The sequence below is a fragment of the Edaphobacter aggregans DSM 19364 genome (assembly GCF_000745965.1).
Taxonomy (GTDB): domain Bacteria; phylum Acidobacteriota; class Terriglobia; order Terriglobales; family Acidobacteriaceae; genus Edaphobacter; species Edaphobacter aggregans.
This window is the reverse complement of the sequence record NZ_JQKI01000078.1, coordinates 1-25,295: the sequence shown is the minus strand read 5'-3', so window position 1 is coordinate 25,295 and position 25,295 is coordinate 1. Positions and strand designations below refer to the sequence as shown.

General features: G+C 57.1%; 21 protein-coding genes and 3 pseudogenes. 9 read left to right on the top strand and 15 right to left on the bottom strand.

The genetic code is table 11. The features are described from left to right. Window positions 1-111: 111 nt before the first annotated feature. The 9 genes and pseudogenes from Q363_RS45620 (at window position 112) to Q363_RS22385 (ending at window position 8,279) form a co-directional block, all read left to right on the top strand. Window positions 112-597 carry a 4-alpha-glucanotransferase gene (locus tag Q363_RS45620; protein ID WP_211256300.1) on the top strand — a complete coding sequence of 162 codons (486 nt, stop codon included), beginning with the start codon at window positions 112-114 and terminating at the stop codon, window positions 595-597. Further along, window positions 576-1,655, top strand: a pseudogene (malQ, locus tag Q363_RS22420) (4-alpha-glucanotransferase); the annotation flags it as partial. The gene Q363_RS45620 and the pseudogene malQ, both read left to right, overlap by 22 nt. Before the next feature lie 232 nt (window positions 1,656-1,887). Further along, complete coding sequence (gene atpB, locus Q363_RS22415; RefSeq protein ID WP_211256299.1) at window positions 1,888-2,973, top strand: F0F1 ATP synthase subunit A; 1,086 nt, start codon at window positions 1,888-1,890, stop codon at window positions 2,971-2,973. A 51-nt stretch (window positions 2,974-3,024) separates the two neighbouring features. Next, a complete protein-coding gene (locus tag Q363_RS22410) occupies window positions 3,025-3,390 on the top strand; it encodes a glucokinase (protein ID WP_084080649.1) in 366 nt (121 codons plus the stop codon). A 46-nt stretch (window positions 3,391-3,436) separates the two neighbouring features. Then, the gene (locus Q363_RS22405; RefSeq protein ID WP_211256298.1) at window positions 3,437-4,204 is read left to right on the top strand and encodes an ROK family protein; all 768 of its coding nucleotides are present in this window, start codon (window positions 3,437-3,439) and stop codon (window positions 4,202-4,204) included. 43 nt (window positions 4,205-4,247) lie between these two features. After that, window positions 4,248-5,177, top strand: a complete 930-nt coding sequence (locus Q363_RS22400) for a 2-deoxy-5-keto-D-gluconate 6-phosphate aldolase domain-containing protein (protein ID WP_035355012.1) — start codon at window positions 4,248-4,250, stop codon at window positions 5,175-5,177. Window positions 5,178-5,206: 29 nt separating this feature from the next. Further along, a pseudogene (gene rpe / locus Q363_RS46655) lies at window positions 5,207-5,909 on the top strand (ribulose-phosphate 3-epimerase). Window positions 5,910-5,943: 34 nt separating this feature from the next. Further along, the gene (locus tag Q363_RS22390; RefSeq protein ID WP_035355011.1) at window positions 5,944-6,174 is read left to right on the top strand and encodes a hypothetical protein; all 231 of its coding nucleotides are present in this window, start codon (window positions 5,944-5,946) and stop codon (window positions 6,172-6,174) included. A gap of 8 nt (window positions 6,175-6,182) precedes the next feature. After that, a complete protein-coding gene (locus Q363_RS22385) occupies window positions 6,183-8,279 on the top strand; it encodes a glycogen debranching protein (protein ID WP_051979153.1) in 2,097 nt (698 codons plus the stop codon). A 232-nt stretch (window positions 8,280-8,511) separates the two neighbouring features. On the opposite strand, the gene Q363_RS40935 is transcribed toward Q363_RS22385, so the two are convergent. From Q363_RS40935 to Q363_RS22315, 15 genes and pseudogenes are all read right to left on the bottom strand, one after another. Next, complete coding sequence (locus Q363_RS40935) at window positions 8,512-8,697, bottom strand: hypothetical protein (RefSeq protein ID WP_157467358.1); 186 nt, start codon at window positions 8,695-8,697, stop codon at window positions 8,512-8,514. Window positions 8,698-8,736: 39 nt separating this feature from the next. Then, entirely contained in the window at window positions 8,737-9,396 is a 660-nt protein-coding gene (locus Q363_RS36580) for a hypothetical protein (RefSeq protein ID WP_157467356.1), read from the bottom strand. A 23-nt stretch (window positions 9,397-9,419) separates the two neighbouring features. Beyond that, entirely contained in the window at window positions 9,420-9,965 is a 546-nt protein-coding gene (locus Q363_RS22375; protein WP_035355009.1) for a hypothetical protein, read from the bottom strand. Further along, window positions 9,962-10,651 (bottom strand): HAD family hydrolase, encoded by a 690-nt coding sequence (locus tag Q363_RS22370; protein WP_051979151.1) that lies wholly within the window; start codon window positions 10,649-10,651, stop codon window positions 9,962-9,964. The genes Q363_RS22375 and Q363_RS22370 overlap by 4 nt, the downstream gene beginning before the upstream one ends. A 30-nt stretch (window positions 10,652-10,681) precedes the next feature. Further along, window positions 10,682-11,653, bottom strand: a complete 972-nt coding sequence (tal, locus tag Q363_RS22365; RefSeq protein WP_035355006.1) for a transaldolase — start codon at window positions 11,651-11,653, stop codon at window positions 10,682-10,684. Between the two features lie 37 nt (window positions 11,654-11,690). Next, window positions 11,691-12,164: an RpiB/LacA/LacB family sugar-phosphate isomerase gene (locus Q363_RS22360; RefSeq protein ID WP_035355003.1), complete on the bottom strand. Its 474-nt coding sequence runs from the start codon at window positions 12,162-12,164 to the stop codon at window positions 11,691-11,693. Beyond that, complete coding sequence (tkt, locus tag Q363_RS22355; RefSeq protein ID WP_051979150.1) at window positions 12,161-14,293, bottom strand: transketolase; 2,133 nt, start codon at window positions 14,291-14,293, stop codon at window positions 12,161-12,163. The genes Q363_RS22360 and tkt overlap by 4 nt, the downstream gene beginning before the upstream one ends. A gap of 99 nt (window positions 14,294-14,392) precedes the next feature. Then, window positions 14,393-16,837, bottom strand: a complete 2,445-nt coding sequence (locus Q363_RS22350) for a phosphoketolase family protein (RefSeq protein ID WP_035355000.1) — start codon at window positions 16,835-16,837, stop codon at window positions 14,393-14,395. Window positions 16,838-17,452: 615 nt separating this feature from the next. Further along, window positions 17,453-18,199: pseudogene (locus Q363_RS22345) on the bottom strand (IS5 family transposase). Between the two features lie 120 nt (window positions 18,200-18,319). Further along, complete coding sequence (locus Q363_RS22340) at window positions 18,320-19,924, bottom strand: sigma-54-dependent Fis family transcriptional regulator (protein WP_245632393.1); 1,605 nt, start codon at window positions 19,922-19,924, stop codon at window positions 18,320-18,322. A 714-nt stretch (window positions 19,925-20,638) separates the two neighbouring features. Continuing rightward, window positions 20,639-22,792, bottom strand: a complete 2,154-nt coding sequence (locus Q363_RS22335) for an FUSC family protein (protein WP_157467354.1) — start codon at window positions 22,790-22,792, stop codon at window positions 20,639-20,641. A gap of 2 nt (window positions 22,793-22,794) precedes the next feature. After that, window positions 22,795-24,012 carry an efflux RND transporter periplasmic adaptor subunit gene (locus tag Q363_RS22330; RefSeq protein ID WP_035354994.1) on the bottom strand — a complete coding sequence of 406 codons (1,218 nt, stop codon included), beginning with the start codon at window positions 24,010-24,012 and terminating at the stop codon, window positions 22,795-22,797. A 28-nt stretch (window positions 24,013-24,040) separates the two neighbouring features. Beyond that, complete coding sequence (locus Q363_RS44525) at window positions 24,041-24,304, bottom strand: YtcA family lipoprotein (RefSeq protein WP_035354991.1); 264 nt, start codon at window positions 24,302-24,304, stop codon at window positions 24,041-24,043. After that, complete coding sequence (locus Q363_RS22320; protein WP_035354989.1) at window positions 24,301-24,543, bottom strand: hypothetical protein; 243 nt, start codon at window positions 24,541-24,543, stop codon at window positions 24,301-24,303. Before Q363_RS22320 ends, Q363_RS44525 begins: the two co-directional genes overlap by 4 nt. A gap of 49 nt (window positions 24,544-24,592) precedes the next feature. Next, the gene (locus Q363_RS22315; RefSeq protein ID WP_035354986.1) at window positions 24,593-25,108 is read right to left on the bottom strand and encodes a thioesterase family protein; all 516 of its coding nucleotides are present in this window, start codon (window positions 25,106-25,108) and stop codon (window positions 24,593-24,595) included. Window positions 25,109-25,295: the final 187 nt, after the last annotated feature.

Here is a 25,295-nt window from a genome sequence, read left to right as displayed (position 1 = left end):
TATCTACAAGATTTATGCCGAGAGCTTCGAGAGCGAGACACATCTGAACAGGATCGTCAGTGAGGCTCAGGAGATCGTCAATAGTGCTCTGGGTTCCGTGGGTACTGGGCAATGACGCAGGCCAGTGGAGAAGTGCGGCTCCCTCCCTTTGCACCTCGATACCGTGCCTCAGGCCTGCTGCTGCATGTTACATCTCTACCCAGCCCGTACGGCGTTGGCGATCTCGGGCCCTCAGCTCTTTCCTGGATCGATGATCTTCATCAAGCCGGCCAACAGTGGTGGCAGGCGTTGCCGGTTGGTCCAACCGGCTATGGGAACTCACCCTATCAGTCATTATCTTCCTTTGCAGGAAATGCCCTGATCATTAGTCCTGAATGTCTCATATCGGATGGGCTGTTGCAGGCGAGCGATTGTGAGACGGACTTCCCTGCGAACATGGTGGACTACGACCGCGTCGCGCCATTCAAAAACCGCTTGATCGAAAAGGCGTGGACGAACTTTAGAGTCGGGGAACGCAGCGATTTGCGCGTTCCTTCGAAGAGTTCTGCGCTGAAAGCGCAGGTTGGCTTGAGGATTATGCTTTATTCCGAGCTCTAAAATTCAAATACAGAGGCTCCTATTACCTGGAGTGGCCTGCAGAGTTAGTTCGGCGCAGACCGGATGCTCTTGCAGATGCGCGGCGAGAGCTGGCGAGTCAAGTCGACCAGGTTCGCTTTGGGCAGTTCCTGCTCGTCCGGCAGGCTGACAGATTGAAGGAATACGCTCACAGCAAGGGCGTAGCTCTGATCGGCGACCTGCCTTTCTTTGTGTCCCCGGATTCGAGCGACGTGTGGGCCAACCCTGAATGGTTTCTCCTGGATGAACATCGTCGTCCAAGATTCGTTGCTGGAGTTCCTCCGGACTACTTCAGTGCGCAAGGCCAATTGTGGGGCAATCCTGTCTACAACTGGGATGCTCTTCGTTCGACCGAATATCGCTGGTGCATCGACCGGTTGCGCGCGCTGCTGGCGCATGTGGATTTGATCCGGCTGGATCACTTCCGCGGCTTCGCAGCTGCCTGGCATGTCCCAGCCGGAGCGCCTACGGCGCAGTCCGGGCAATGGATTCCGGGGCCCGGCGCCGCCTTCTTCCAGTGTGTGCAGAGTGAGTTCGGCCGCTTACCATTTATTGCCGAAGACCTGGGCATTATCACACCTGACGTGCAAATGTTGCGCGACCAATTTGAGGTGCCTGGAACTCGAATTCTGCAATTTGCCTTCGACGGTCATGCGGACAATCCATACCTGCCGCATAACTACATTCCCAACACGGTCGTTTATACAGGTACGCACGACAATGCCACGACTCGCCAGTGGTATGAGGAACTGCCCCAGCAGCAGAGGCGGAACCTGTGGAGCTACCTCAAGCAGCCGCCGGGTGAGAGTGGGGATGCAGCGCCAGGGCTGATTACTCTAGCCTGGTCGTCGAGGGCAGCACTCGCCATTGCACCCCTGCAGGATCTGTTGAATCTGGGAGGCACAACTCGCATGAATGTGCCGGGGCGGGCTGACGGGAACTGGCGCTGGCGCTATACCGAAGAGGAATTTTCGCCTGACGTCTTCTCCTGGTTGTATCAACTGACGAAAACCTCAAGAAGATTACTCGATATCAACTAACCGCTCGAACCGTAGTCGAACACTGCGTATCGCGGACAATCCCTTCTCGCACATAACACACAGCAGGTTTTCCAGAGTCATGTAGTAGTGTGTTCGAGCATATTTCTTGGGTGGGATTGGTGACGCGCTGGTCATCTGACAAATTGCCGTCATTCGCGGGTGGTAAAGGTGAATTTGCGAAAGGTGATTCCTCATGATCAGGAATCACCTTTAATCCCCTTCCTGGAGAGACTTGCCCGCGACCATCATGTGTCGATTCGAATTGGTGCTCCGAGTGCTCTATAGAGGACAGAAGGTAAAAGTGATGAGCCGAGAGGAACTGCCTAAGGACAGGGATGATCGAATGCTGACTCTATCAATACTGCCCAGGTTGAGAGCAAAGAGGCTACGGCTGCTTCTTATTGCTCTGTTCCTTTGCCCAGGCGTGAACCACGTTTCAAGTGTCAATGCTTGGGCAATCTCGACTCGTACTTCCGGCATGGTTCACTCTAATGCGATCGACCAGGAACCGAATGAGCAGGGGCCATCGCAAAAAGCTGTAGAGATAGTCAGACCATTCGGCTTCCCCATCACGAACTCCATGGTTGACAGCTGGATTGTCGCAGCGGGCCTCATCGTTTTCGCTCAGATCGCTACACGGCAAATGAAGATGGTTCCCAATGGAGTCCAGAACTTTTGGGAATGGCTGGTCGAGGGACTACATACGTTTCTAGAAGGCATAATCGGTCCGCGCTTGGTGAAGCGGACGTTCTGGTTCTTCGCGACCATCTTCATCTTCATCCTTTCCGCGAACTGGATGGGGTTGATTCCCGGAGTAGGAACCATTGGCTGGGGACATGCGAGTCCTCATGGCTTCGTCATCGATCATCCCTTGTTCCGTGGTGCCAACGCTGACGTCAACCTGACACTTGCCATGGCGCTGGTCTTCTTCGCCTGCTGGCTGGTCTGGGCGCTGCAGGAAATCGGCCCCGTTGGCTTTCTCAAAGAGTTGTTTGCGCCCAAAGGCAACACCAGCGGGCCGATGAAGCTCATCATGGTGGTCGTGTTCTTTGCCTCGGGCTGCCTGGAGATCATCTCGATCTTGTTCCGGCCGGTCTCCCTGAGTTTTCGTCTCTACGGAAATACTTTCGCTGGGGAAAACATGTTGGACACCATGTCCATGCTGGTTCCCCACCTGGGCTGGTTGTTACCGATTCCGTTTTATTTTCTTGAGTTGCTGGTAGGCCTGGTGCAAGCGCTGGTCTTCATGTTGTTGACCGCTGTCTTCACACTGCTGATTTGCCAGCATCAGGAAGAGCCTGCGGCGACACAAGGCTAATTTTTAAAGCTTCGCCGGCTCGACGCGTTCAGCGTAGGAGTCGGCGGGAGTCTGGCGGAACAGCCGGACATTGTCAGGCAGATTGAGGCAGCGGCCGATCCGTCGTTCGTGATTATCAAAGAGGCCATAAACTCCTCAAACCCAAGTAAGTTGTGCGCGGCTACCATCGATCTCTTTGCTTCGATTTTGGCCAGCGAGGCGGGCAATCTTGCAGTCAAGTTTCTGGCAACAGGCGGTGTCTACCTGGCCGGTGGCGTCGCTGTACACACCCTGCGAGTGATTGAGAAACCAGCCTTTATGCAGCGCTTCAAGCGCAAGGGGCGCTTTGCCGAGTTCATGGGGCGCATCCCGATCCACGTGGTCGTCACACCCGCGGGGTTGGCGGGAGCTGCTGAATACGGGTTATCGAATTCTTGAGGAGATGCTGGACTCAACCAGGCGTTCAGCATACGGAGGAGTATTCGTGAGGGTGCTGGTCATTGATGTTGGTGGAACTCACGTCAAGGTGTTGGTTAGCGGTGAGAGCGAACCGAGGAAGTTCGTGTCGGGGCCGAAGCTGACTGCGAAGCAAATGGTGGCGGGGGTGAAGAAGATTATCCAGGATTGGAAATACGACGTGGTCTCGATCGGATTTCCCGGCCCGGTGCTGCGAGGACGGCTAGTCACCGAGCCTTGCAATCTGGGAGGCGGCTGGGTTGGCTTTAACTTCAGAGGCGCATTTGGTTGCCCGGTCAAGCTTGTTAACGATGCGGTCATGCAGGGTCTGGGCAGCTACCGACGAGGGAGAATGCTCTTCCTGGGCCTGGGAACTGGACTCGGAACGAGTCTGATCGTAGATGGCATCGTCGAGCCAATGGAATTGGGCCATCTCCCTTACAAGAAGCGCGCGTATGAGAGCTATGTGGGCAATCAGGCGCTGTTAAAGCAGGGCAAGAAGAAGTGGCGTCGACATGTGGCGGATGTGGTAGCGCGGCTGGGCGCCGCCGTCGAGCCGGATGAAATAGTGCTAGCAGGCGGCAACGCGAAGGAACTGAAAGACCTGCCCCCAAGATGCCGAACCGGTGACAACAACAATCCATTTACGGGCGGCTTTCGCTTGTGGAAAGAAGCCGCCCAGCCGAACTCTTTCAAGCGAACTGCAGCCGCTGTAAACCGATCAGAAAACGCCAAAGCCGAATGGAAGTGGCATCGGACTCGAGAGCAGGCAAGAGCCCGCACTCGCGCACGATAGCCTCACCATTTCATTGAGCACTTATTCGACCAAAGGAGATAACATGACAAGTCTTGGCTTTAACAACCCCCTCTACATTCTGCCCTTCGATCACCGCGGCTCATTTCAGAAGAAGATGTTCGGATGGGACGGTGTATTGAGCGCAGAACAAACCGCCGAAATCGCTGCAGCAAAACGCGTGATCTACGATGCATTTAGAAGAGCGATTTCTGATGGTGTGCCTAAAGAAAAAGCGGGGATTCTGGTTGACGAGCAGTTCGGCGCCGAGGTTCTGCGCGACGCCAGCGCCGAAGGATTCTCAACCTCCTGCTCGGCTGAGAAGAGCGGTCAGGACGAATTCGACTTCGAGTACGGTGAGGACTTCGCCAGCCACATTGAAGCGTTTCATCCTACTTTCTGCAAAGTTCTGGTGCGGTACAACCCGGAAGGGGATAAGGGGCTCAACAAGAGACAAGCTGCGCGTCTGAAGCGCCTATCGCATTATCTACATAGTGGCAAGACGCGCAGCCGCTTCATGTTCGAACTGCTTGTGCCGGCAGAGAAGGCCCAGCTCGACAGACTGAACGGCGACAAGGCAGCTTACGATCTGGAACTACGTCCCAGTCTTATGGTGCAAAGCATCGAGGAATTGCAGGATGCGCAGGTCGAGCCGGACGTTTGGAAGATCGAGGGTCTGGATCGCCGTGAGGACTGCGAGAAAGTAGTGGCGGCTGCCCGTCGGCAGGACCGCAGCGCTGTCGGCTGCATCATTCTTGGGCGCGGTGAAAACGATGCGAAAGTCCATGAGTGGCTTACGACTGCGGCTTCGGTTCCGGGCTTCATTGGTTTCGCAGTCGGCCGTACAAGCTTCTGGGATCCGCTAGTCGACTGGCGAGGAAAAAAGATGACGCGGGAAGCGGCAGTAGCCGAGATTGCTCGCCGCTATAAGGAGTTCGTGGGAATTTTTGAAGCCCACCAGAAATCCGCCGCGTAACTGCTGTAAAGAGGGAAGGAGATGAGTTGATGAGCGAAGCCACAGTGAAGCTGGCTCCGTCGATCCTGGCGGCTGACTTCGTACGCCTGGGAGAACAAGTGGCTGAAGCCGAGAAAGCCGGAGCCGACAGGATTCACGTCGACGTGATGGATGGGCATTTCGTACCAAACATCTCGATGGGAGTGCCGATTGTAGAGTCCCTCCGGCCGTCACTCACCTTCCACTTGAAACACACCTGATGATTTCAAATCCAGACTTGTTCCTCGAAGAGTTCGCCGAGGCTGATTCCTCGTCCATTGGGAAGGAAACAATAACCTGTATCGCACCGTTCGGAGAATTAAGGAGCTTGGTAAAAGAGTGGGGGTGGTTATCAACCCTGCCACTCCTGCTGCTGTGCTGGAAGAAATCATACCTGAGGTTGATTTGGTAGTGGTCATGACGGTTAATCCCGGTTTCGGACACCAGCACTTCCTACCCAGCACTTTGCCAAAGATCGAACGAGTGAGGCAGATGATCGACCATATCAACGTTAGCTGTGAAGCAGAGGTCGACGGCGGCATTGATACGGCAACTACGCCATTGGCTTCTGCTGCCGGAGCCAACGTCTTTGTTGCTGGGTCAGCGGTTTTTGGTGAAGGCGCAGGTGTGGGAATTGTTATGGACCGGCTCCGCGCAGCGGTCCGTAGTGCGGATAGTGTTCCAGCGCACAGCGTTGGTAAAATGAATGGTTGATCTAGGAATAGCGAGGAAAGAAAAGAGCACTATAATGAAGAGCAAGACACCTAAGTCGAACGCATCCGTTCGCGCTCAGATTCATAAGACGCCTAACCGCGTTGCTACCGATCACAAGAAGTCTGTCGCGACGCGCGAGAAAGGGATGCCGGAACTAGTTCGTGATGAAGTGGATGCTGGACGAATGGCTATACCCACCAATACATCGATTCTTGTGAGTCTCGCGCTGCCAGTTGTGATCGAACATCTCGAAATATTCCTCTGATTCCCGTCATGGACTCCCCAGCCGACGCAGCACAAGAAAAGGTGGTCACCGTTGCGAAACGCTCTAACTGGGCGCGGGCAGAGGGCATTCCTTTGCCGCACGGTGTCACGTGGATCGAAAGTGAGCAGGCATTCAACTTTGCTGTTTACTCGGAGCATGCGGAAAGCGTCACGTTATTGCTCTATTCCGCGACCGATCTGGTGAATCCGGTCTACACCTATCGCTTCGATTTTTTGCGTAATAAGTCGGGGCGGGTATGGCATTGCAGGATACCCGTCGCCGATATGGGGGAGGCCTGCTACTACGCCTATTCCGTATCCGGACCAACGGGGCTTCCACTTCACACCTTCGATCCGCAGAAGATCCTCCTCGATCCTTACGCGAAATGCATTTTCTTCCCGTCCGGGTTCGATCGAACGCTGGCCATACGTGAGGGATCGAATGCAGGAGGGGCGCCTTTGGGCGCGCTCGCGGCGCACCGCGCATTGTTTGACTGGGAAGGAGATCAGCTACAGCATCACGAGTCCGACGCGATTATTTACGAATTGCACGTGAAGGGATTCACTCAGAATCCAAACTCCGGTGTGGATTCTTCGCGGGCCGGCACGTATGCGGGCCTTGTAGAGAAGATTCCATATCTCAAAGAGCTTGGGGTCACCGTTGTCGAGCTGATGCCTGTTTTTCAACGCGATCCGCATGAAGGCGACTACTGGGGTTACATGCCTCTGAACTTCTTTGCACCCCATGCGCAGTATGCGAGCTGCTGCCGCGATGACGAGCAGCATCTTGAATTCAGGAACATGGTGAAGGCTTTGCACGGCGCTGGCATTGGAGTGGTGCTCGACGTGGTATTCAACCACACCAGCGAAGGTGACGAAAACGGACCGATCTACAGTTACAAGGGCTTTGACGGCCCAGGCTATTACATGCGCTCCTCGGACCCTGCAAGTCCATATGCCAACTACTCCGGCACAGGCAACACCTTGAACTTTGACCAGGCGCACGTGCGCAAGCTGGTCATGGATAGCCTGCGCTATTGGCGCCGGGAAATGCACATCGATGGCTTCCGCTTCGATCTCGCTTCAGTTTTCAGCCGCAACGCCGATGGCTCACTCAATTGCGGAGATGCGCCCATCTTCAACGAACTTGCCGCCGATCCGGAGTTAGGACAGATTCGTCTCATCGCCGAGCCCTGGGACACCGGGGCTTATCAACTCGGCCGTGGATTCCCCGGCGTGACCTGGCATCAATGGAACGGGCGTTTCCGAGACGATATTCGCCGCTTCGTGAAGGGTGATCCGGGGCTGGTTCCCGACCTGATGCGACGCATCTATGGCAGCGACGACTTATTCCCGGATAGCCGCGCCGAAGCTTATCACGCCTATCAAAGCGTGAACTACATAACTTCTCACGACGGCTTCACGCTGTACGATCTTGTCTCCTATGATCGGAAACATAACTGGAAGAATGGACATAATAACCAGGATGGGATGGACGACAACTATAGCTGGAACTGCGGCCACGAGGGAGACGAAGGTGCTCCGGAAAGCGTACTCGCCTTGCGGAGAAAGCAGGTCAAGAATTTCTGCTGCCTTCTCCTGCTGTCCAACGGAGTGCCGATGTTCCGGGCCGGCGACGAGTTTCTGAACACCCAGCACGGCAATAACAATCCTTACAACCAGGACAATGAGACCGGATGGCTTGACTGGAACCAGCTTCGCGCAAATCAGGATATCTTCCGCTTCTTCAAAGGGATGATTGCTTTCCGAAAGAACCATCCATCGCTCAGCCGCAGCAGGTTCTGGCGCGAAGACGTGTCCTGGTACGGCACCGGTCGCGCAGTCGATCTGTCTCACGACGCGCACAGCCTGGCGTTTTGCCTTCACGGGGCGTCGCAGAAAGACGACGATATCTACGTCATGATCAATGCCTATTGGGAGCCACTCACCTTCAGCATTCAGGAGGGCACAGCGCGGGAATGGAGGAGAGTCGTGGACACCGGGCTCTCGAGTCCCGATGATTTCTCAGACCGCGGCGTATCAGTTGAGCACATGAGCTACCAGGTAGCCCCGAGATCGATCGTCGTGTTCACACGTGTCCCTTGAACGGCGGCGGGGCGGCGAAAGCGCAAACGCGAAGACCATATCACCGAAGCCCGTTGTGCGCCAGGATTGTCCCGCCGGGCCCACGTACTCGAAGTTGAACAGCTGCAGCACGGGACGCGTGACGAGTTTCCAGTCGCCAGTCAGCCTGAGAGGTATGAGCGGCTAAAAAAATAGATCGCTCGGGACCCGGTCCCCCTGTTTCTGCGGCATACCGATCCAGTTGTTATTCTGCTCAAATGGCATTCAGCCAGACGTCGGAGAGCGGATTCGCAACCTGCTTGCCCAGTTCGGCGGCGGACCGGTTCCGGGACTCTTGCGAATCCGGCGACTGGCCCTCCGCCGCAGCCGTTGCGAGCAGAATCACACAAACAAATACTCCGGCCAGCAGGCATTCCCACGATGATTTTCCGAGTTTCATGATCTATGCCAGAGTGGTATCGACGGTCTTCGGTTTGCGTTACTTCAGCAACGGCAGCGATGCCGGCTGCTCAAGCCGGAATTCCACCAGCGACTCGCTTGGGATGGAAATCTGCTCGCCCTTCTTCGTAGCGGCAAGGGCCGTGCCGCCCGCGGCACCCGCGAGCACCCCGATTCCGGCGCCTTTGCCTCCGCCCGCAAGCCCGCCTATCAGCGCGCCAAGTCCGACTCCGCCGACCACGTCTCTCGCCGTGTGCTTGCCTTCCCCGCTGCCCTTGATCTCATAAGCGCTGCTTTGAAGCGGGTAGAGGGTATCGTGGATCAAGATATCGGTCAGTTCCAGCGTCAGTTGAGAACTACCTGCGAATCTGCCCGCAGAGGACGCGGAAACGAGCCGCCCGTAGACTGTCGTGCCTCGCGGCGCTACTACAACGTCACCGACCTGCAGATTACTCTCGAGCGTCGCGATGAACCTGTATCCTGTGTTTTGTCTGGTGGAATCTACCGAGTCCACCATCCGGACCAGGATGCGCGTTCCGGCCGGAACTAAAATAGTCTTCGGATTCTGCTGAGCCTGCGCAGCGAAGGACATGGCGTAAACGCGAATCGCACGCAGAGAGGCTGAGCCTGTACACCATCCATAAGATCCAGCCGCCAGCGCGGCCAAAAGCGCCATTCTCGGGATCGTTCTTTTTCGCATTTGTAGGTCTCCTTTATACGGTGTCACGAGCTTTGTCCGACAATCGGAAGTGAAGAATCGATCTGCAAATCGATGATCAGGAGCAGCTGGTCTTCCACCTGGATAAACCGCGCCGCCGTAATTGCTCCCAATTGCTCTTTGACCCGGTCATAGTACTTTGCAATCAGTTCGGAGCGCTGCTTGTGATATGCCAGCGCCTTCCGAATCAGCTCGTCTGCCTTGTCGTTCGTCATTTCTGTGTACGTACGCGAGTACTCTTCGATGTTCGCTACTCTCAGGTCGCTCAGCTTGTTTAGCTCGGAGTCGTATTGGTTGTAGATCGGCCAGAACTTCGCCGCGTCGGCGGCGCTCAGCTGCATCATTTGCGCCATCACCTCCGCTTTGCGCTGTCGGATGTCCGAGCGCAGTAGCTCGATGTATTCCTGCAGATTCTTGTCCGCATTTCCAGCCGACGGCAGGGCGGACTGCTCTGTGGTTTGCACCGGGCGCGCGCTGGCCTGAGCGCGCGCGAAGGTAACGAGGGCTGGCCACGCCAAAATCATGATCCAGATTGCCGCTTTTCTTTTCATTTCTGTTTCTCCTCAACTCCTTTTTGGGAAGGGCTGGTAATCAAAAGCGCTTCGAATGCGTTCGGATCGAGCAGTTCGAGAGACTGCACGACAATATCGGCGGGCAAATGCTTTCCGTTGCGGCTGACGCCGATGCTGTGCATCCCTGCGTGCCGCGCCGCTTCCACTCCGGCAACTGCATCTTCCACGACGATCGACCTCTCCGACGGAGAGCCCAGCCGCGAGGCCGCAACCAAGAACACCTCCGGATCGGGCTTGCCATGATGCACATCCTCGGCTGACACGATGCCCTGAAAGATATGCGTGGCCGACAACGCTTCGAGCACCACGTCGATGTTTTCGCGCGGCGCGGCCGAAGCAATCGCCTGCAGCCATCCCGCTTCATGCAGCCGATGAAGCCAGGTCGCGACACCGGGCAGCGGCTTCATGCCATGTTTGCGGATCAGATCGCGATAGAGTTCCTCCTTCGCGGACGAGATTTTCTCAACGCGTTCCGGAGTCGACGCAGCACCAAGCCACCGCGGGATGATCGAATCGTTTCGCTGTCCGAAAGAAGCAAGAAACTGTTCGCGAGTGATAGGAATATCCTCATTCGCCATTGTGTCCCGCCAGGAGATCCAGTGGAACTCCTCTGAGTCAATCAGTGTTCCATCCATGTCCCAAAGTACGGCGCGGACTGTGCTCATTGCTGAACTCCTTCGGAACAATTGGGTGGGTTATGCGATCTTTTGGGCAACGGTTGACAGCGCAAACTCCTGCAGATGGCGCGCGTCGCTGTTGAATTTGCGGATCCCCTCGGCCAGTTTTTCTGTGGCCATCGCATCCTCGTTATGCATCCAGCGAAAGCTCTTCTCGTCCAGATGGAGACGTTCTTCTTGGCTAGCCTTCGCCGTTTCCGGACTCAGACTCCGCTCCATTGTGCCCTCCTGCTGTTCTAACTGCCCCAGAAGCTCAGGACTGATGGTCAGCAAATCAGATCCCGCGAGGCGAATGATTTGATTTACGTTGCGGAAACTCGCGCCCATAATCTGCGTCTTGTAACCATATTTCTTGTAGTAGTTGTAGATTCGCGCGACCGATGCTACACCGGGATCCTGATCTGCAGGAATCTCGGAGCCGCCGTGCTCCTTCTTGTACCAGTCGTAGATACGACCCACGAAGGGCGAAATCAACCTCACCCCGGCTTCGGCACATGCGACCGCCTGGGCAAAGCTGAACAGTAGCGTCAGATTACAGTGGATGCCTTCTTTCTCCAGTAACTCGGCGGCGCGAATGCCTTCCCAGGTGCTGGCGATCTTGATGAGGATGCACTCCTGGTCTACACCCTTTTCCTTGTAGAGTGAGATCAGTTTGTGGGCCTTCTCGATGGTGCCTGCCGTGTCAAAGCTGAGCCGGGCCGGGACTTCCGTTGACACGCGGCCCGGGACAACCTTGAGAATCTCGCATCCAAACATCACGAAGAGACGATCAATGAATTCTTCTGCCATCCGTTCGTGGCCGCCACCGACTTTTCCTGCAATCTTTGCACACTCATCCACAAAGTGCCGGTATGCCGGCATCTGTGCAGCATGGAAGAGAAGAGACGGGTTCGTGGTGGCGTCCTGAGGCTTATGCTTCGCAATGGCTTCGATGTCGCCGGTATCGGCCACAACGATCGTGTATCTTTTCAAAGATTCAAGCAGAGTCATCTTGCAGTCTCCAGTCGTTAGATTGATTTCTTCGGAGTTACCTTGTGGAGGATGACGGAGCAAAGGCTTCCTCCTCAAGCTGAGTCACCTTGGCGAGCCGCCGCTGGTGCCGATCCGCGCCGCTGAACTCCGCTGCCAGAAAGTTCCTGGTACAACCCCACGCTACGGCTGTCCCCGTGGTTCGACCGCCGAAGCAGAGAATATTCAGTGCATCGTCCTCCACGCCCTGACGCGCTGTGAACTCGTCGTGGCATAGCGCTGCCCGCGCGCCGTGAACCTTGTTCGCGGCCACAGACGCTCCCACGCCGCTGCCGCATACCAAGATGCCGCGTTCGACCACGCCGCTTGCCACCGAGCGGGCGAGGGGAATTGCGAAATCGGGATAGTCGTCGTCGCCCTTGTATGTCTTGTTACCGAAGTCGAGTACATCGTGCCCTTCTCCGGCCAGCAGTTTGGCCAATTCCTGCTTCATCTCGAAGCCACCGTGATCTGCGCCAACGCCCACTATCATCGTTTGCCCCCTTCATCGTGCGCAGGGTGCAGCGCGACCTGGCTCTTCGCAGCCGCGACCACCTTGTCCGTAGTGAAGCCGAATTTCTTCAAGAGCTGCTTGAGCGGCGCGGAAGCACCAAAGCTCTCGATGCAGATGTTGGCACCTTCGCTGCCAGTGTATTTGCTCCAGCCGAAGTCGGAAGCCTGCTCCACCGAAACACGCGCTTTCACGTGCGGAGGCAGGACCGACTCGCGGTAGCCCTTGTCCTGATCGTCGAACAGCTCCCACGACGGCATGCTCACCACGCGCGCCCGCACTCCCTCCTTCATCAAATGCTCGTAAGCCTCGAGGCACAGCGAGACCTCGCTCCCGGTGCCAATGAGAATGATCTCAGGGTCGCCGCCTGCGGCATCGGCAAGCACATAAGCTCCGCGAGCCAGTCCAGCTGCGGGAGCATACTTGGAACGGTTGATCGTCGGGACGGCCTGGCGGGTGAGTATCAGCACAGCAGGCTCGTGATGCAGTTGCAGAATGACCTTCCAGGCCTCCACAACCTCGTTCGCATCCGCCGGGCGGATCGTGATCAGCCCCGGCATGGAGCGCATGTGCGCAAGCTGTTCGATTGGCTGGTGAGTCGGGCCATCCTCGCCCACGCCGATCGAGTCGTGAGTGAAGATGTAGGTCACCGGAAGCTCCATCAGCGCGCTGAGCCGCATGGAGCCCCGCATGTAGTCGACGAAGATGAAGAATCCCGAGCCGTAGGGCCGCACCTTTACTAGGCTGAGCCCATTCAGGATGGCGCCCATGGCATGCTCGCGGATGCCAAAGTGAAAATTGCGTCCCGCATAGTTCTCAGCCAAGAAGTCGCCCGCGCCCTCCTGCGTGATGCGAGTCTTAGTCGAGGGACCGAGATCGGTGGACCCGCCGATCAGCCAAGCAATATTCTTGGCCAGCGCGTTCAGCACCTTGCCCGAGGACTCGCGCGTCGCCAATCCCTGTGGGTCCGCTGGAAATTCCGGAAGATCGCGGTCCCAGCCCTCCGGTAGCTGCCGGTGCTGCATGCGATACAGTTCCTCGGCGAGATCGGGATGCTGCTTGCGATATTCAGCGATCTTTGCAAACCATGCATCGCGCAGTTCCTTACCGCGTTTTCCGATGCCTTGGCGGAAGTGATCGTAGACTCCGTCTGGCACATAGAACTTTTCGTCTTCCGGCCAGCCGTAATTGCGCTTGGCGAGGCGAACCTCTTCCTCTCCCAGCGGCTCGCCGTGCGCTCCGCTGGTGTCCTGTTTGTGCGGTGCCCCATATCCGATGTGGCTGTCGACTATGATCAGCGTCGGACGGTCCTTTGTGCTTTGGAAGGTGCGGAAGGCGCGCGCCAGCATGGTGATATCGTTGGCGTCGCCTACCCGCGTGACATTCCATCCGTATCCGATGAAGCGTGTAGCCACGTCTTCGGTGAAGGCGAGGGAAGTGTTGCCCTCGATCGTGATGTGGTTGTTGTCATAGATCCAGCAGAGGTTCGAAAGCTGCAGATGCCCTGCGAGCGATGCCGCCTCGCTGGAAATGCCCTCCATCATGCAGCCATCCCCGCAGAGCGCGTAGACATTGAAGTCGAAGAGATCCTCGAAGCCGGGCCGGTGGTAGCGCGCCGCCAGCCATCGTCCGCCGATAGCCATTCCCACGCTGGTCGACACGCCCTGGCCAAGGGGACCTGTTGTAGTTTCGACGCCCGACGTCCAGCGATACTCCGGATGTCCCGGGCAGCGGCTGTCCAGTTGCCGGAACGTCTTGAGGGAGTCGAGTGGCACTGAGACTTCGCCCAATGTCTCGTAATCCTTGCTGACTGCGCGCACTTCGGTGAGGTGAAGCAGGGAATAGAGCAGCATCGACGCGTGCCCGATCGACAGCACGAAGCGATCGCGATTCGGCCACACTGGGTCCTGCGGATCGAAGCGAAGGAACTGCTGCCAGAGAGTGTAGGCCACCGGAGCCATCGCCATCGGAGTTCCGGGGTGTCCCGAATTGGCCGCCTGCACGCCATCCATAGAGAGTGTGCGGATGGCATTGATGCTCAGCGTCTCTATGGTTGGTGGTGCCGGGGTTTGCAATCTGGGGGCGATTGGAGAGTCAATCACTGCGCTCATAGAAGTCCTTTCACGCCGCTCGCCGGCGTCGCATTTGTGCGAAGTAGGCACGTGGGGCGGTCGATTAAACTGCCGGCCGCCCCGCCGCACCCTTTGTCTTCAGGCCGAAGGGTGCGGGAACCTCCATCCGGTGATTTCAGGGGCGTCGATACCGTGCTTGTATGCGTAAGCGCGGCACTCGATCTGCTTGTTGCGGAACTTCTCCTTCGCCTGGCCGCCGATCTTCTGCAGCGCCGGTACGCGGTCGATGGTGTCGATCGCCAGGCTGAAGCGATCGATCTCGTTGTTCATTGCCAGTTCCATCGGCGTGTTGATGTTGCCTATTTCTTTGTAGCCGCGAACGTGAATGCTCTTGTTCGCCCTGCCATAGGTGAGGCGGTGGACCAGCCAGGGATATCCGTGGAAGTTGAAGATGACCGGTTTGTCGGTGGTGAACAGCGAGTCGAAGTCGCGATCCGTCAATCCATGAGGATGTTCGGTGCTCGGCTGCAGCTTGAACAGGTCGACCACGTTGATAAACCGAATCTTCAGGTCGGGGAACTCTTCACGCAATAAGACTGTCGCCGCGAGGGCTTCCTGCGTGGGAATATCGCCGGCTGAAGCGAAGACGACATCGGGCTCAACGCCGTGGTCGTTGCTCGCCCAGTCCCAGATCCCGATGCCCTTTGTGCAGTGCTGGATTGCGGCATCGATATTCAGATACTGAAGATGGAGTTGCTTGTCAGAGACGATTACGTTGATGTAGTTCTCGCTTCTTAGACAGTGGTTCGCCACAGATAACAGACAGTTGACATCGGGGGGAAGGTAGATGCGTGTAACTGCGGCGCTTTTGTTGAGGACTACGTCCAGAAATCCAGGGTCCTGGTGCGTGAAGCCGTTGTGATCCTGGCGCCAGACCGTAGAAGTGATCAGTAGGTTGAGCGAGGCAATCGGCCGTCGCCACGACAGATGGTTGCAGATCGACAGCCACTTGGCATGCTGATTGAACATCGAATCGATCACGTGCACGAACGCTTCATACGAGGAGAAGAAGCCGTGACGTCCCGTCAGCAGGTAGCCCTCGAGCATTCCCTCCATGGTGTGCTCGCTGAGCATCTCGATCACCCGCCCGTCTGTCGCCAGTTCGCCCCCGTCCTGGTCTTCGGGGAAGGTCTCGGCGATCCAGAATTTCTTGCTCACCTCATATACTGCCTGCAGCTTGTTCGAGGTGGTTTCGTCTGGACCGAAGATACGGAAGTTGTCCGGATTCAGCTTCATCACATCGCGCAGCAGAACCCCCAGCGGGGGCACATTCTCGGTTTCGATAGTTCCAGGCAGAACGACCTTGATCGCATAGTCGCAGAAATCAGGCATGCGAAGGTTCCGCTTGAGAATTCCGCCATTCGCGTGAGGATTGGCGCTCATACGACGGGCGCCAGTCGGAGCAAGTTCCTTGAGCTCGGGAATGAGCCTGCCAGTCTTGTCAAACAGCTCCTCGGGCTTCTGATCGCGCATCCAGGCTTCGAGCATCCGCAACTGTTCTGGATTCTTCTTTACATCGGTCAGCGGCACCTGATGCGCGCGCCAGAACCCTTCAAGTCTGTGACCGCCTACCTCCTTCGGCGCGGTCCATCCCTTTGGTGACCGCAATACAATCATTGGCCAGCGCGGCCTGTCCGCCACGCCGGTGCTCCGGCACTGTTTCTGGTGCGTACGGATCTCATTGACGCAGTGTTCGATGGTGACCGCCATCGCCTGGTGCATGCTCTCCGGGTCTGAGCCCTCCACGAAATGTGGCGTCCAGCCATAGCCGCTTAGAAGGTTCTCCAACTCCTCGTGCGTGATCCTCGACAGCAGAGTTGGATTATTGATCTTGTAACCATTCAGGTGGAGGATGGGTAGTACCGCACCATCCCGAATCGGATTTAGAAACTTGCTGATGTGCCAGGAGGTAGCCAGCGGGCCGGTCTCCGATTCACCGTCCCCGACAACGGCAGCGACAATCAAATCGGGATTGTCGAACGCGGCGCCGCAGGCGTGGGAGAGCACGTATCCTAGTTCGCCCCCTTCATGGATTGAACCGGGAGTTTCGGGTGTGCAATGACTCCCGATTCCACCGGGAAAGGAGAACTGCTTGAAGAAATCGTGCAGACCTTGCACATCTTCGCTCTTGTCTGGATAGATTTCAGAATAGGCTCCTTCCAGATAACAGGGTCCCAGAACGCCAGGGGCGCCATGCCCAGGTCCTGCCATAAAGATCATGTCGAGATCGAACTTTTTGATCAGCCGGCTCAGATGGGCGTAGATGAAGGCAAGTCCGGGGCTTGATCCCCAATGTCCCAGCAGACGGTTCTTAATGTGCTCCGGCTTCAAAGGCTCGCGTAGCAGAGGATTGTCCTGCAAATAAATCATTCCGAGCGCGAGATATTTGCAGGCTCGCCAATAAGCATCTATCTTTCGCAACTCCTCTGAATTCAGCGGCGCTCCCTGGATCGTGGACCTCGCAGTTCCGTATGCGCTCAGTGATTGTGTCGTCGGTACTTTGGCTTCTGCCACAGGTGTCATTGCTTACGCTCCTTATTCGCGGCCCGGACATGGGATGTTTTGGCTGTTTCGCTCTGCGGTGAGATGGCCCTCTATCGCTGGCAATCGTGACGGAACCCAACTGAGTGCACGGCAGAGGCCATTCGTAATTCCTTGGAAAATGAACGTAGCTTGGCGAGTGAGTGTCGCCAACTCCATACCAAGTGACAATCTCTTGTCTCGTACACCTTCGAACGTGTCGCCGTTTTGAAGAGCACGGCCACAGTCGTCTATCCAGGCAGCTTTCGCTGTGGGCCTATCTTCATCAATTACGACTTCCAGCCAATGCGTCTGCTTCAGTTGTGTCAAACTCAATCCAGTAAGGCGCGTTAGAATGGGATTGGCTGAAACACCAAGTCCGTCAGAATGTGCCAATCAGGCAGGATGAGGCGAACCCTGAACGAAACCTCTTAAATCTGTCTTCTCAGTCATGACTTGCAGAGTGGTGTATTAACTACCTGGCTCGCTCTGGTGACATCGCTTCTCGCGGAAGGGCCACGATAATTCCGGCTCCCCCTGCCCACCAGAATTCGGTCTATTCAATATTCGTTTTTGTAATTCACGGGCGGGTGCGCGCATCACTGGGTCTAGAGGCTGTTATGAAGTTGTAAGTGCGCATTCGAGCAATCTGGCGCGCATGAGGGTGGCGAAGGCGATGTAGTGGAGCTCTTTGAGGGTGGTTTCGAGCCGTTCGTAGTCTCGGGCCAGGCGGCGGAAGCGGGCGGCCCAGGCGAAGGAGCGTTCGACGACCCAGCGGCGAGGTAACAGCACGAAGCCCCGCTTTGCCATGGGGTGTTTGACCACTTCCAGACGGATTCCGTGCTGCTGCGCGGCTTCGTCAGCGGTCTCGCCGGTGTAAGCCCTGATCGACATAGGCCAACTCGACGGTGCCGCCGCTCACCTCCTGCACCTGTTCTGCGAGCACAGCTACCTGGGCTCGGTCGCCCTGGTCCGCAGCCGTGACCTTCAGCGCCAGCAGGTGGCCCAGGGTGTCGACCGCGATGTGGACCTTCGAGCCTTTGTGCCGTTTGGCTCCATCGTAGCCAGCCCGCGCTCCCGACTCAGGGGTCGATTTGCAACGTGCGGCTGTCAAGACAGACCGCGGTGGGTTGGCCTTTTTTGCGTGGCGACTCACGCAGGATCAACTGCACGTCGGCGACCAGCGCCTCAAAACAACCAGCCGCGAGCCAGCGACGCATCTGCTGATAGACCGCCGCCCAGGGAGGCAGATCGCCTGGAACCCAGCGCCACCGGTCTTCGACACGTAGCGAACTGCGTTGAATACCTCCCGCAAATCGTGCTCCCGATGAACACTGTCTTCGCGGCCAACAGAAGGTAAGGCAATACAAACTGCTACTCCTCATCCGTTACATCGCTCGGATAACCACGTCGACGACCACTCCTCATCCCTCCATGCTGGACAAATTCAAACTCACAGAAAAGAATCTAACTCGGTCCCCAACTTCATAACAGCCTGTAGGGCCGGACGATTCCGAGTTTCCTCATGCGGAACTGAAGTGTTGAGCGGTTCATTCCCAGCCGCGCAGCTGCCCCGGAGACAATCCACTTCGTTTCTTTCAAGGTTGCGAGGATATGTTCGCGTTCAGCTTCCTTGAGAGTCTTGCGTCCGGTACCTTCCTGATTGGGCACGCTGTTGGAATGAAGATCCGCAAGAGGCACCCTGTTGGCATGAGGATCCGCAAGAGGCACGCGGAGCACCGGACCGGGCGAGAGAATCACAGAGTGCTCGATCACATTCTGCAACTCACGAATGTTTCCAGGCCAGGAATGGCGAACCAGGGTCTCCATCGTTTCTGATGGAATCGTATCGATTGCGCGACTCATCCGGCGCGCAAAGTGCTGTACAAAGTGCCTCACGAGCAAAGGAATATCTTCGGGATGTTCACGAAGAGGAGGCACATGGATGGGAAAAATATTGAGCCGATAGAAAAGGTCCGCGCGAAATGTCTGCTCTTGGACGCAAGCTGCCAGATCTCGATTTGTCGCAGCGATGAGGCGGGCATCCGTCTTAATCGTGCGCGTACTTCCGAGCCGTTCGAATTCTTTTTCCTGCAACACGCGTAGCAACTTCGGCTGGAGTTCAAGCGAAATCTCGCCGATCTCATCCAAAAATGCGGTCCCTCGGTTCGCGAGTTCAAACCGGCCGATCCGCTGCATGATAGCGCCCGTAAAGGCCCCTTTTTCGTGGCCGAAAAGTTCGCTCTCGAGAAGGCCCGTGGGTATCGCGGCACAATTCAGCTTCACGAACGCATTTGAATGGCGGGAACTGCGCGCGTGAATCGCTCGGGCAACAAGTTCCTTGCCCGTGCCCGTCTCGCCGTAGATCAATACGGTGGAATCGGTGGGGGCAACTGTTTCAATCTTGCGCAACACTGCCCGGATCGCAGCGCTGCGACCAATGATCTCTTCAAACCCTTGCTCGCTTCGGATTTCGTCTTCGAGGTACAGTTTTTCTCTTGAGAGTTGCTCCTTCAGATCTTTGATTTCGGCATAAGCCACGGCATTTTCGATTGCAATTGCCACTTGGTTGGCGATTTGTTTTACGAAATCTATTTCCTGCTGGAAGAAAGCCCGCTCATTGGGCCGGTCGAGTACCAAAACCCCCCATACCCGGTCGCGGCTGATAAGCGGCAAGACGCATCCAGTACTCTCTCGACTGAAAATCGGCTTTCTGGATCGGAAGACTTCGTAGATCTCTTCGCCCCCGTTCCCTTGATGGCCCTCATCGTCTCCTTCGTCCATGCTCGTGCGTTCATTAGAGTCAAACGCAAAAAGCCGCAGAGAGCTGCTTTCTTTATCAGGCAGATGGACGGCAACAGCATCGCACTGGACAATACGGCGAATGATTGTCGACGCGGCGCGAAGAAGGTGACGAAGCTCCAGGTTGGATGCAATTTGGCTGGTCAGATCAAGGAGGAGCTGATGCCTGTCTTTTTCAGCCTTCAGGACGCCTTGCGTGCGTGTGAGCGCATATTCGAATGATGTCACGTCAGCCGCAGCTGAAGCAGCGAACGTATTCTTGTCTGCCCAAATATTCATGGTGCTCATAAAACCCTCGTCTAAACACATACGTTCGATGAAAGTTTAGCGAGGATTACGATGCAATTCCCATTACATCTTCCTAGTACCTCAATACGCGATATGGCACCAACACGTTGGATCGAAACACGATCGTGGTGGCGGACTAGCAAGAATATGTAATGCATTTTCCTGCGCACCTTCGAGAGTCCTCTGAATCTCAATGGCACGGAGCAGTACATACTGCAACAGACTCAGGAAATTGGTTGCCTCGAAGCCGGTAGGCGTGTCGCGTTCGCATCAACTGCCTTGCAAGAATCTTGGCATCGTGAAGAGGATGTGCCCTCTATCGTGGTAGGGTTCAGCGGCAGTTTCCTGTGCCCTTCTTTGCTCGGAGAGCAACATGGAAGATCCCGCAAGCGACCTGCTGAAGATCCAACTAGCGTCAGACCCGACGGACCCAGGCAAGAAACGGACTATCGTCGCATCGTGGATAGCGTTCCCGCTGCGTCTTGGTGGCCGATGCCGCAGGACAGATTATCTATGCGAATAGGGTACCCGTAGCTACTATGGGTCGACAGTTGGAAGACCAATTAGTGAGTTCGTTCTGTAAGCTGTACCAACCATGCGCTCAGGCCCGGAAGACTGCTTCTGTCTAAACTGCAGGACGGCGCGGGCGCCCTGCACAAACAGGCGTCGCATCAACTGCGCCACACGAAGAGAGAAAACGGTTGCGGGAGGGTCTCAGGTGCGTGGAAACATTGTGAGCACCTCCTGCTCCAGGGATCCCAAGAGCGATTCAATCCGCTGAGCGAGATGAAGGAAGCTATACTTCCGGCCTGCGATGGGGTCGGGCAGCTCCGCCGGACAGCAATTCTGAACAGCCTTTTCCAGCAACGGCAGGAAAGGGACGAGATTCTCGGGACCATTCTCGGGACTGGAAGCATCATTGCCCTCGAGCCGACCAGCGATCGCTTCCAGCCGGTCAGCGAGCCGGTTCTCGAATACCTGCTGTGCCTTCAGTATCGGCTCGGGCAACTCGAAGCCGGGAAGTCGGAACCGGTATTTCTGTAAAGCGATCCGGGCGATGAAGATGATCCTGAGCTGAAGCTGCCACTGGTTTAATTGGGCCCTCAAAGCGAGATTTTGTTCCCGCTTCGGTCCGAATTCCAGCATCACTCCGTCGCCATCCTGGCGAAGTCTATCGAAATTCGCGTTGATGCTTTCTCGCAGCGAATAAACCCTCTCGATCGCAGCATGGATATCCGGCGACAAAGGTTCCCTAAGCAGCTTGCTCAGGAGTCGCAAGCTGGAGACGAAGCTGCGCTCCATATCGGCCAAAGCCGACGACTCCCAGAGCTGATCAAAAATCAGCCACATGGCTAGCAAGCCGACCAGGATACCGGCAACGCGGTCGCGCGCGACGGCGAGAGATGTCTGGAATTTGAATTCCTGCAGGTTGATCAGATAAAAGCCAAGAGCGGTCTGCACACCGAAATACGACAGCCGTGGGCCCGAGGCCGCGATCCAGGCCGCGGGGATGGTCACGGCCAGGAACAGGAGCAGAAATCCGGCGATGGAATCGAGTCCCGGCAGAATGAACATCTGCGCGCCGAATCCCACGATCGCCCCACCCACGACTGCACCGCTGAAACGCAGTACTTGTTTTTGCCGCGAAGCGCCGACGGTCGTGAGAGCGGTCAAAAAACAGGTTGTCACCGCAGTGCTGATTCCGGGCCACGCAACGAGATTATAGGTCAGGTAGCAGACACTGGCTGCCAGCCCGCCGCGAATCGCGAAGCGCACGTGCTTTTCGTTCGAGAAGGCGTCGGGAATCAGAAATGACTTACGCGGCGCTGCGGTCTCCGGCAGCGGCTGATATCTTCCGACGAATTCAGTCCCGCTGAGTACTTCGCCGATGAGCGACACTGTTCTCTCCATCTCCAGAAGCAGGGGCACTGTCGCGGCGGAGTTCTCCTCAATAGAAAGGTCCAGCTCCTCCGAGACTCCTTTGTGGAGCAGGTGATCGGCCAGCTCTGTAATTTTGTTGGCCAGCCGATTGAGCCGCGGCGGATCGGCCTGCAGAATCTGTACAGGGAAGTGCGTCAGATTGGCCGCAGTATCCACCAGCCTCCCAACCAATGAGACGACCGCGCCCATCTGCTGCGTCAGGTCGGGCGAATAGCCGGAACGCGCCACCTCGCGCCGCATGCGCGAGGTTCCGAGAATGGTCAAGCGGGTCAACTGCTGTTCGCGCGCGGGGTCTGTGACTCCCGTTGACCAGCTGCGGAGCTGAGCTGCCGTGCATCCCAAGCGCTCGACCAGGGAGTTCGTGATGTTGTCCAGCCCGTAGATGCGTACAAAGATCAGTTCGACGGCCGTGGTGATGACATAAGCAAGGGCGAGGGACCCGATGGCCCAGAGAGTGCCCACGACTTTCCGCTCTCCCGGTATGATTTGATCCCAAAGCGAGATAGTGATGACCAGGAGATAGCCGAAGCGGACAGCTGCCGAGTATTTCGCCACGGCACTCAGCGCCCAGAACATCAGAAAGAAGGTGATGAGTACCCAGACAAGACGCAGAACCGGCTCACCGACGAAGAGGGTCGCGCCGATCAGTACATAGGCATCTGCGACCGCAAAAGCCAGAACGCTGGTCCGCAGGTCCTTTAGAGTGGCAGCTGTGTTTTCCCGCGAGATAGTGAGCGCATACAGGGTGGCGTAAGCTCCGTCGGGAATCTGAAACACCATATGCACCAGCATGACGATGCTGGCGGAGAGCGCCATGCGACCGACCAGAGCGCCCCTGCCCGGATACGGCGCCAGTTCGTCGCGCAGAAATCTCCATAACCATGCGATAGGGCTGGGCTGGGCTGCAGGTAGGGCGGCGGTAGCCACGGCTAATGCTCGCGGATGGTCACGACTGCGGTTTGGCCCACACGGAGAACGTCTGGGGGAGGGTTTTCCACGCGAACTCGCACGGGGTAACGCGCAGCCAGGTGCACCCAGTTGAGCGTTCTCTGCACATCGGGCAGTCCCGGACCGAGCCGGCCGATCACATCGGGATCTGCCGTGACGCCGAACCCGATACTTTCGACGATGCCGCGAAAGCGCTCATTGGGTCTCGACATCAGGTAAACATCGGCATGCATACCGGGGCGGATATGGCGGAGCTGTCCTTCCCGGAAGTTGGCCAGCGCCCACCAGGTGCGCGCATCGATCAGCGTGAATACCTGCTGGCCGATGTGCGCGTACTGTCCTTCAGCAATGGTCAGATTCGTGACCAGCGCATCGAAAGGCGCATAGACCCGGCAATTGTCCAGGTTATATTGGGCGGTTTTTATCTCCGCATCACGCTCTCCGCGTTGGCTGGTGAGCGGTTCGAGCGTCAGAACCGAGTGCTGTGCCTGTTGGTGCTGACTCCGGCTTTCCTCGAGTTGTGCTTGTGCATGTAGATACTGAGCCTCGGCCGACTTGAGTTCCGCATGCGCCACCAGCAGTTGAGACTCGGCCTGCTTCAGCGTCTGGGCCTGGGCTGCCTCTAAAGAGCGGGCACGGTCTACCTGGTCGGCTGTGACGAATTGCTTCTCCAGCAGTGGCTCGAGGCGATGCAGATTGTTGCTGGCATACGCCCACTCCGCCTTCATTCTGGCGACACCCTGCTCGGCATTCGCGACGTCGGCATGGGCCTGCTCCACAGCCGCCGCCCAGCGGTTCACATCGGCCGCGGCCGCGTCAATCCCCGACTTTGCCACTGATACACCGCTGACCTGCGCGGCAATGCGGCGCTTTTCGTCGCCGATCTGGCCTTCCAGGGCCTCCCGCGTCGCCATCGCCTTCTCGAGCGTATATCGATAGGGCCGCGGATCGATTACAAACAGCAGATCGCCCTTCCTGACCAGCTGATTGTCTCGCACATGCAACTCGACGATGGGGCCTTCCACCTGCGGCGCGATCCCAATCAGATTTGCAAAGACCCCGGCATCGTCCGTGCGCGGATTGTGACCGGCACGCCAAAGCACTACCAGAGCCAGGATCACGGCAGCGGTCACAATGCCGAGGCTTGTCCAGCGCTCGATGGGCCTGTGCGTTGTCTTCCCGAAATCGAAACCGGCCATCCTCAACCTCCCGGCGACTAGAAAGTGACTAGAAGAAGACCAGCCAGATCGCAAGCGTAAAAACCGCGGCGAGGCATGGATACGCCAGCATCGGAAACAGCAGACTGATCCGATATCTCAACAGCAGCCAGCGGGTAATAACCGCGAGCAGCGCTCCGACGGCAATACAGAATAGCCACGCCGGAAACAGCGATCCCATGACATCGAAAGCGGGTGCCACCGAACAGCCGCAGGTGGTCAGCAAAACCGCTGTCGCCGTCCAGAGCCGGCATCGATCTGCAGCGCGGCTCACGGCCCAGGCCTCCCGTGGGGCTGGATAGAGTCGCACGTCTGAGCGGCCAGCGCGGTCAGCACCTGAGCCCGCGCGAGGACATGGCTGAACGCGCCTGCGCGAGCGTTTCGCTGCGCCTGCATAACAAGAAGATGGGGCACCCCATAATGATAGGACTCGAGGGCTGCTTTGTAGGATTGATCCGCAGCTCTGAGCAGAAGTGCCGCCGCTTTTTTTGTTATGCGGTAGCGAATCTTCATAGTTCCCTCCCACTATTTGTCAGGAATGTGCGTCTTTATGGTTCTCTGGTTACGCGCTGGAGGCTGCTTTGACACCCATGGAACCCGAGACCGGTGCGGACCAGGTCAGCGCACGGTGTGCGGCGATGAGGGCGTCGATCTGGCCCGCCACTTTAGCCGGGAAAGGGACTGTGCAACGGGCTCTGAGGTCGGCATGAGCGTGCACGCACTCGAAGAGCGAGGAGAGCACGCCGCGGGTCTCGTTGACCATGAACATCATATAGTGGAAAAGCTTCAAGCTCCGCGCGAGCATGCGGACTCTGATCTCCACGGTGTCTCCGATGCGCACTTCGGCGGGATACCAGAGGTGATGCTCGAGATCGAAGCCTCCCATGCCAGACGCCGCGAAGTAATCCGCGGTGAGCCCAAGCATCGGGTACATCGCATCCCCCGCCTCGTCGTAGAGGGCCAGGTACCAGCGCATGTTCATGTGGCCTTGCCGGTCCTCGTAGGCAGGTGGGATCACCGCCCGGTAAACCGCAGGCAGGGATGCGAGTTGATCAAGCGATATCGCTGGCGGGCGCATGCTTCGTTACCTCCTCTCTCTTGGCGTGATTCCGTTGCGGCTAAAGAGATTTCCCGGCTTCCACCGCAACGGGTGCTGGCTGCGGTGCCTGGTGCTCCAGAATCTCTAGGATTTTGAGCCCCGCGGTCGGGATGGCCGTGCCCGGTCCAAAGATGGCAAGAGCCCCGTCTTTGTAGAGCTCGTCGTA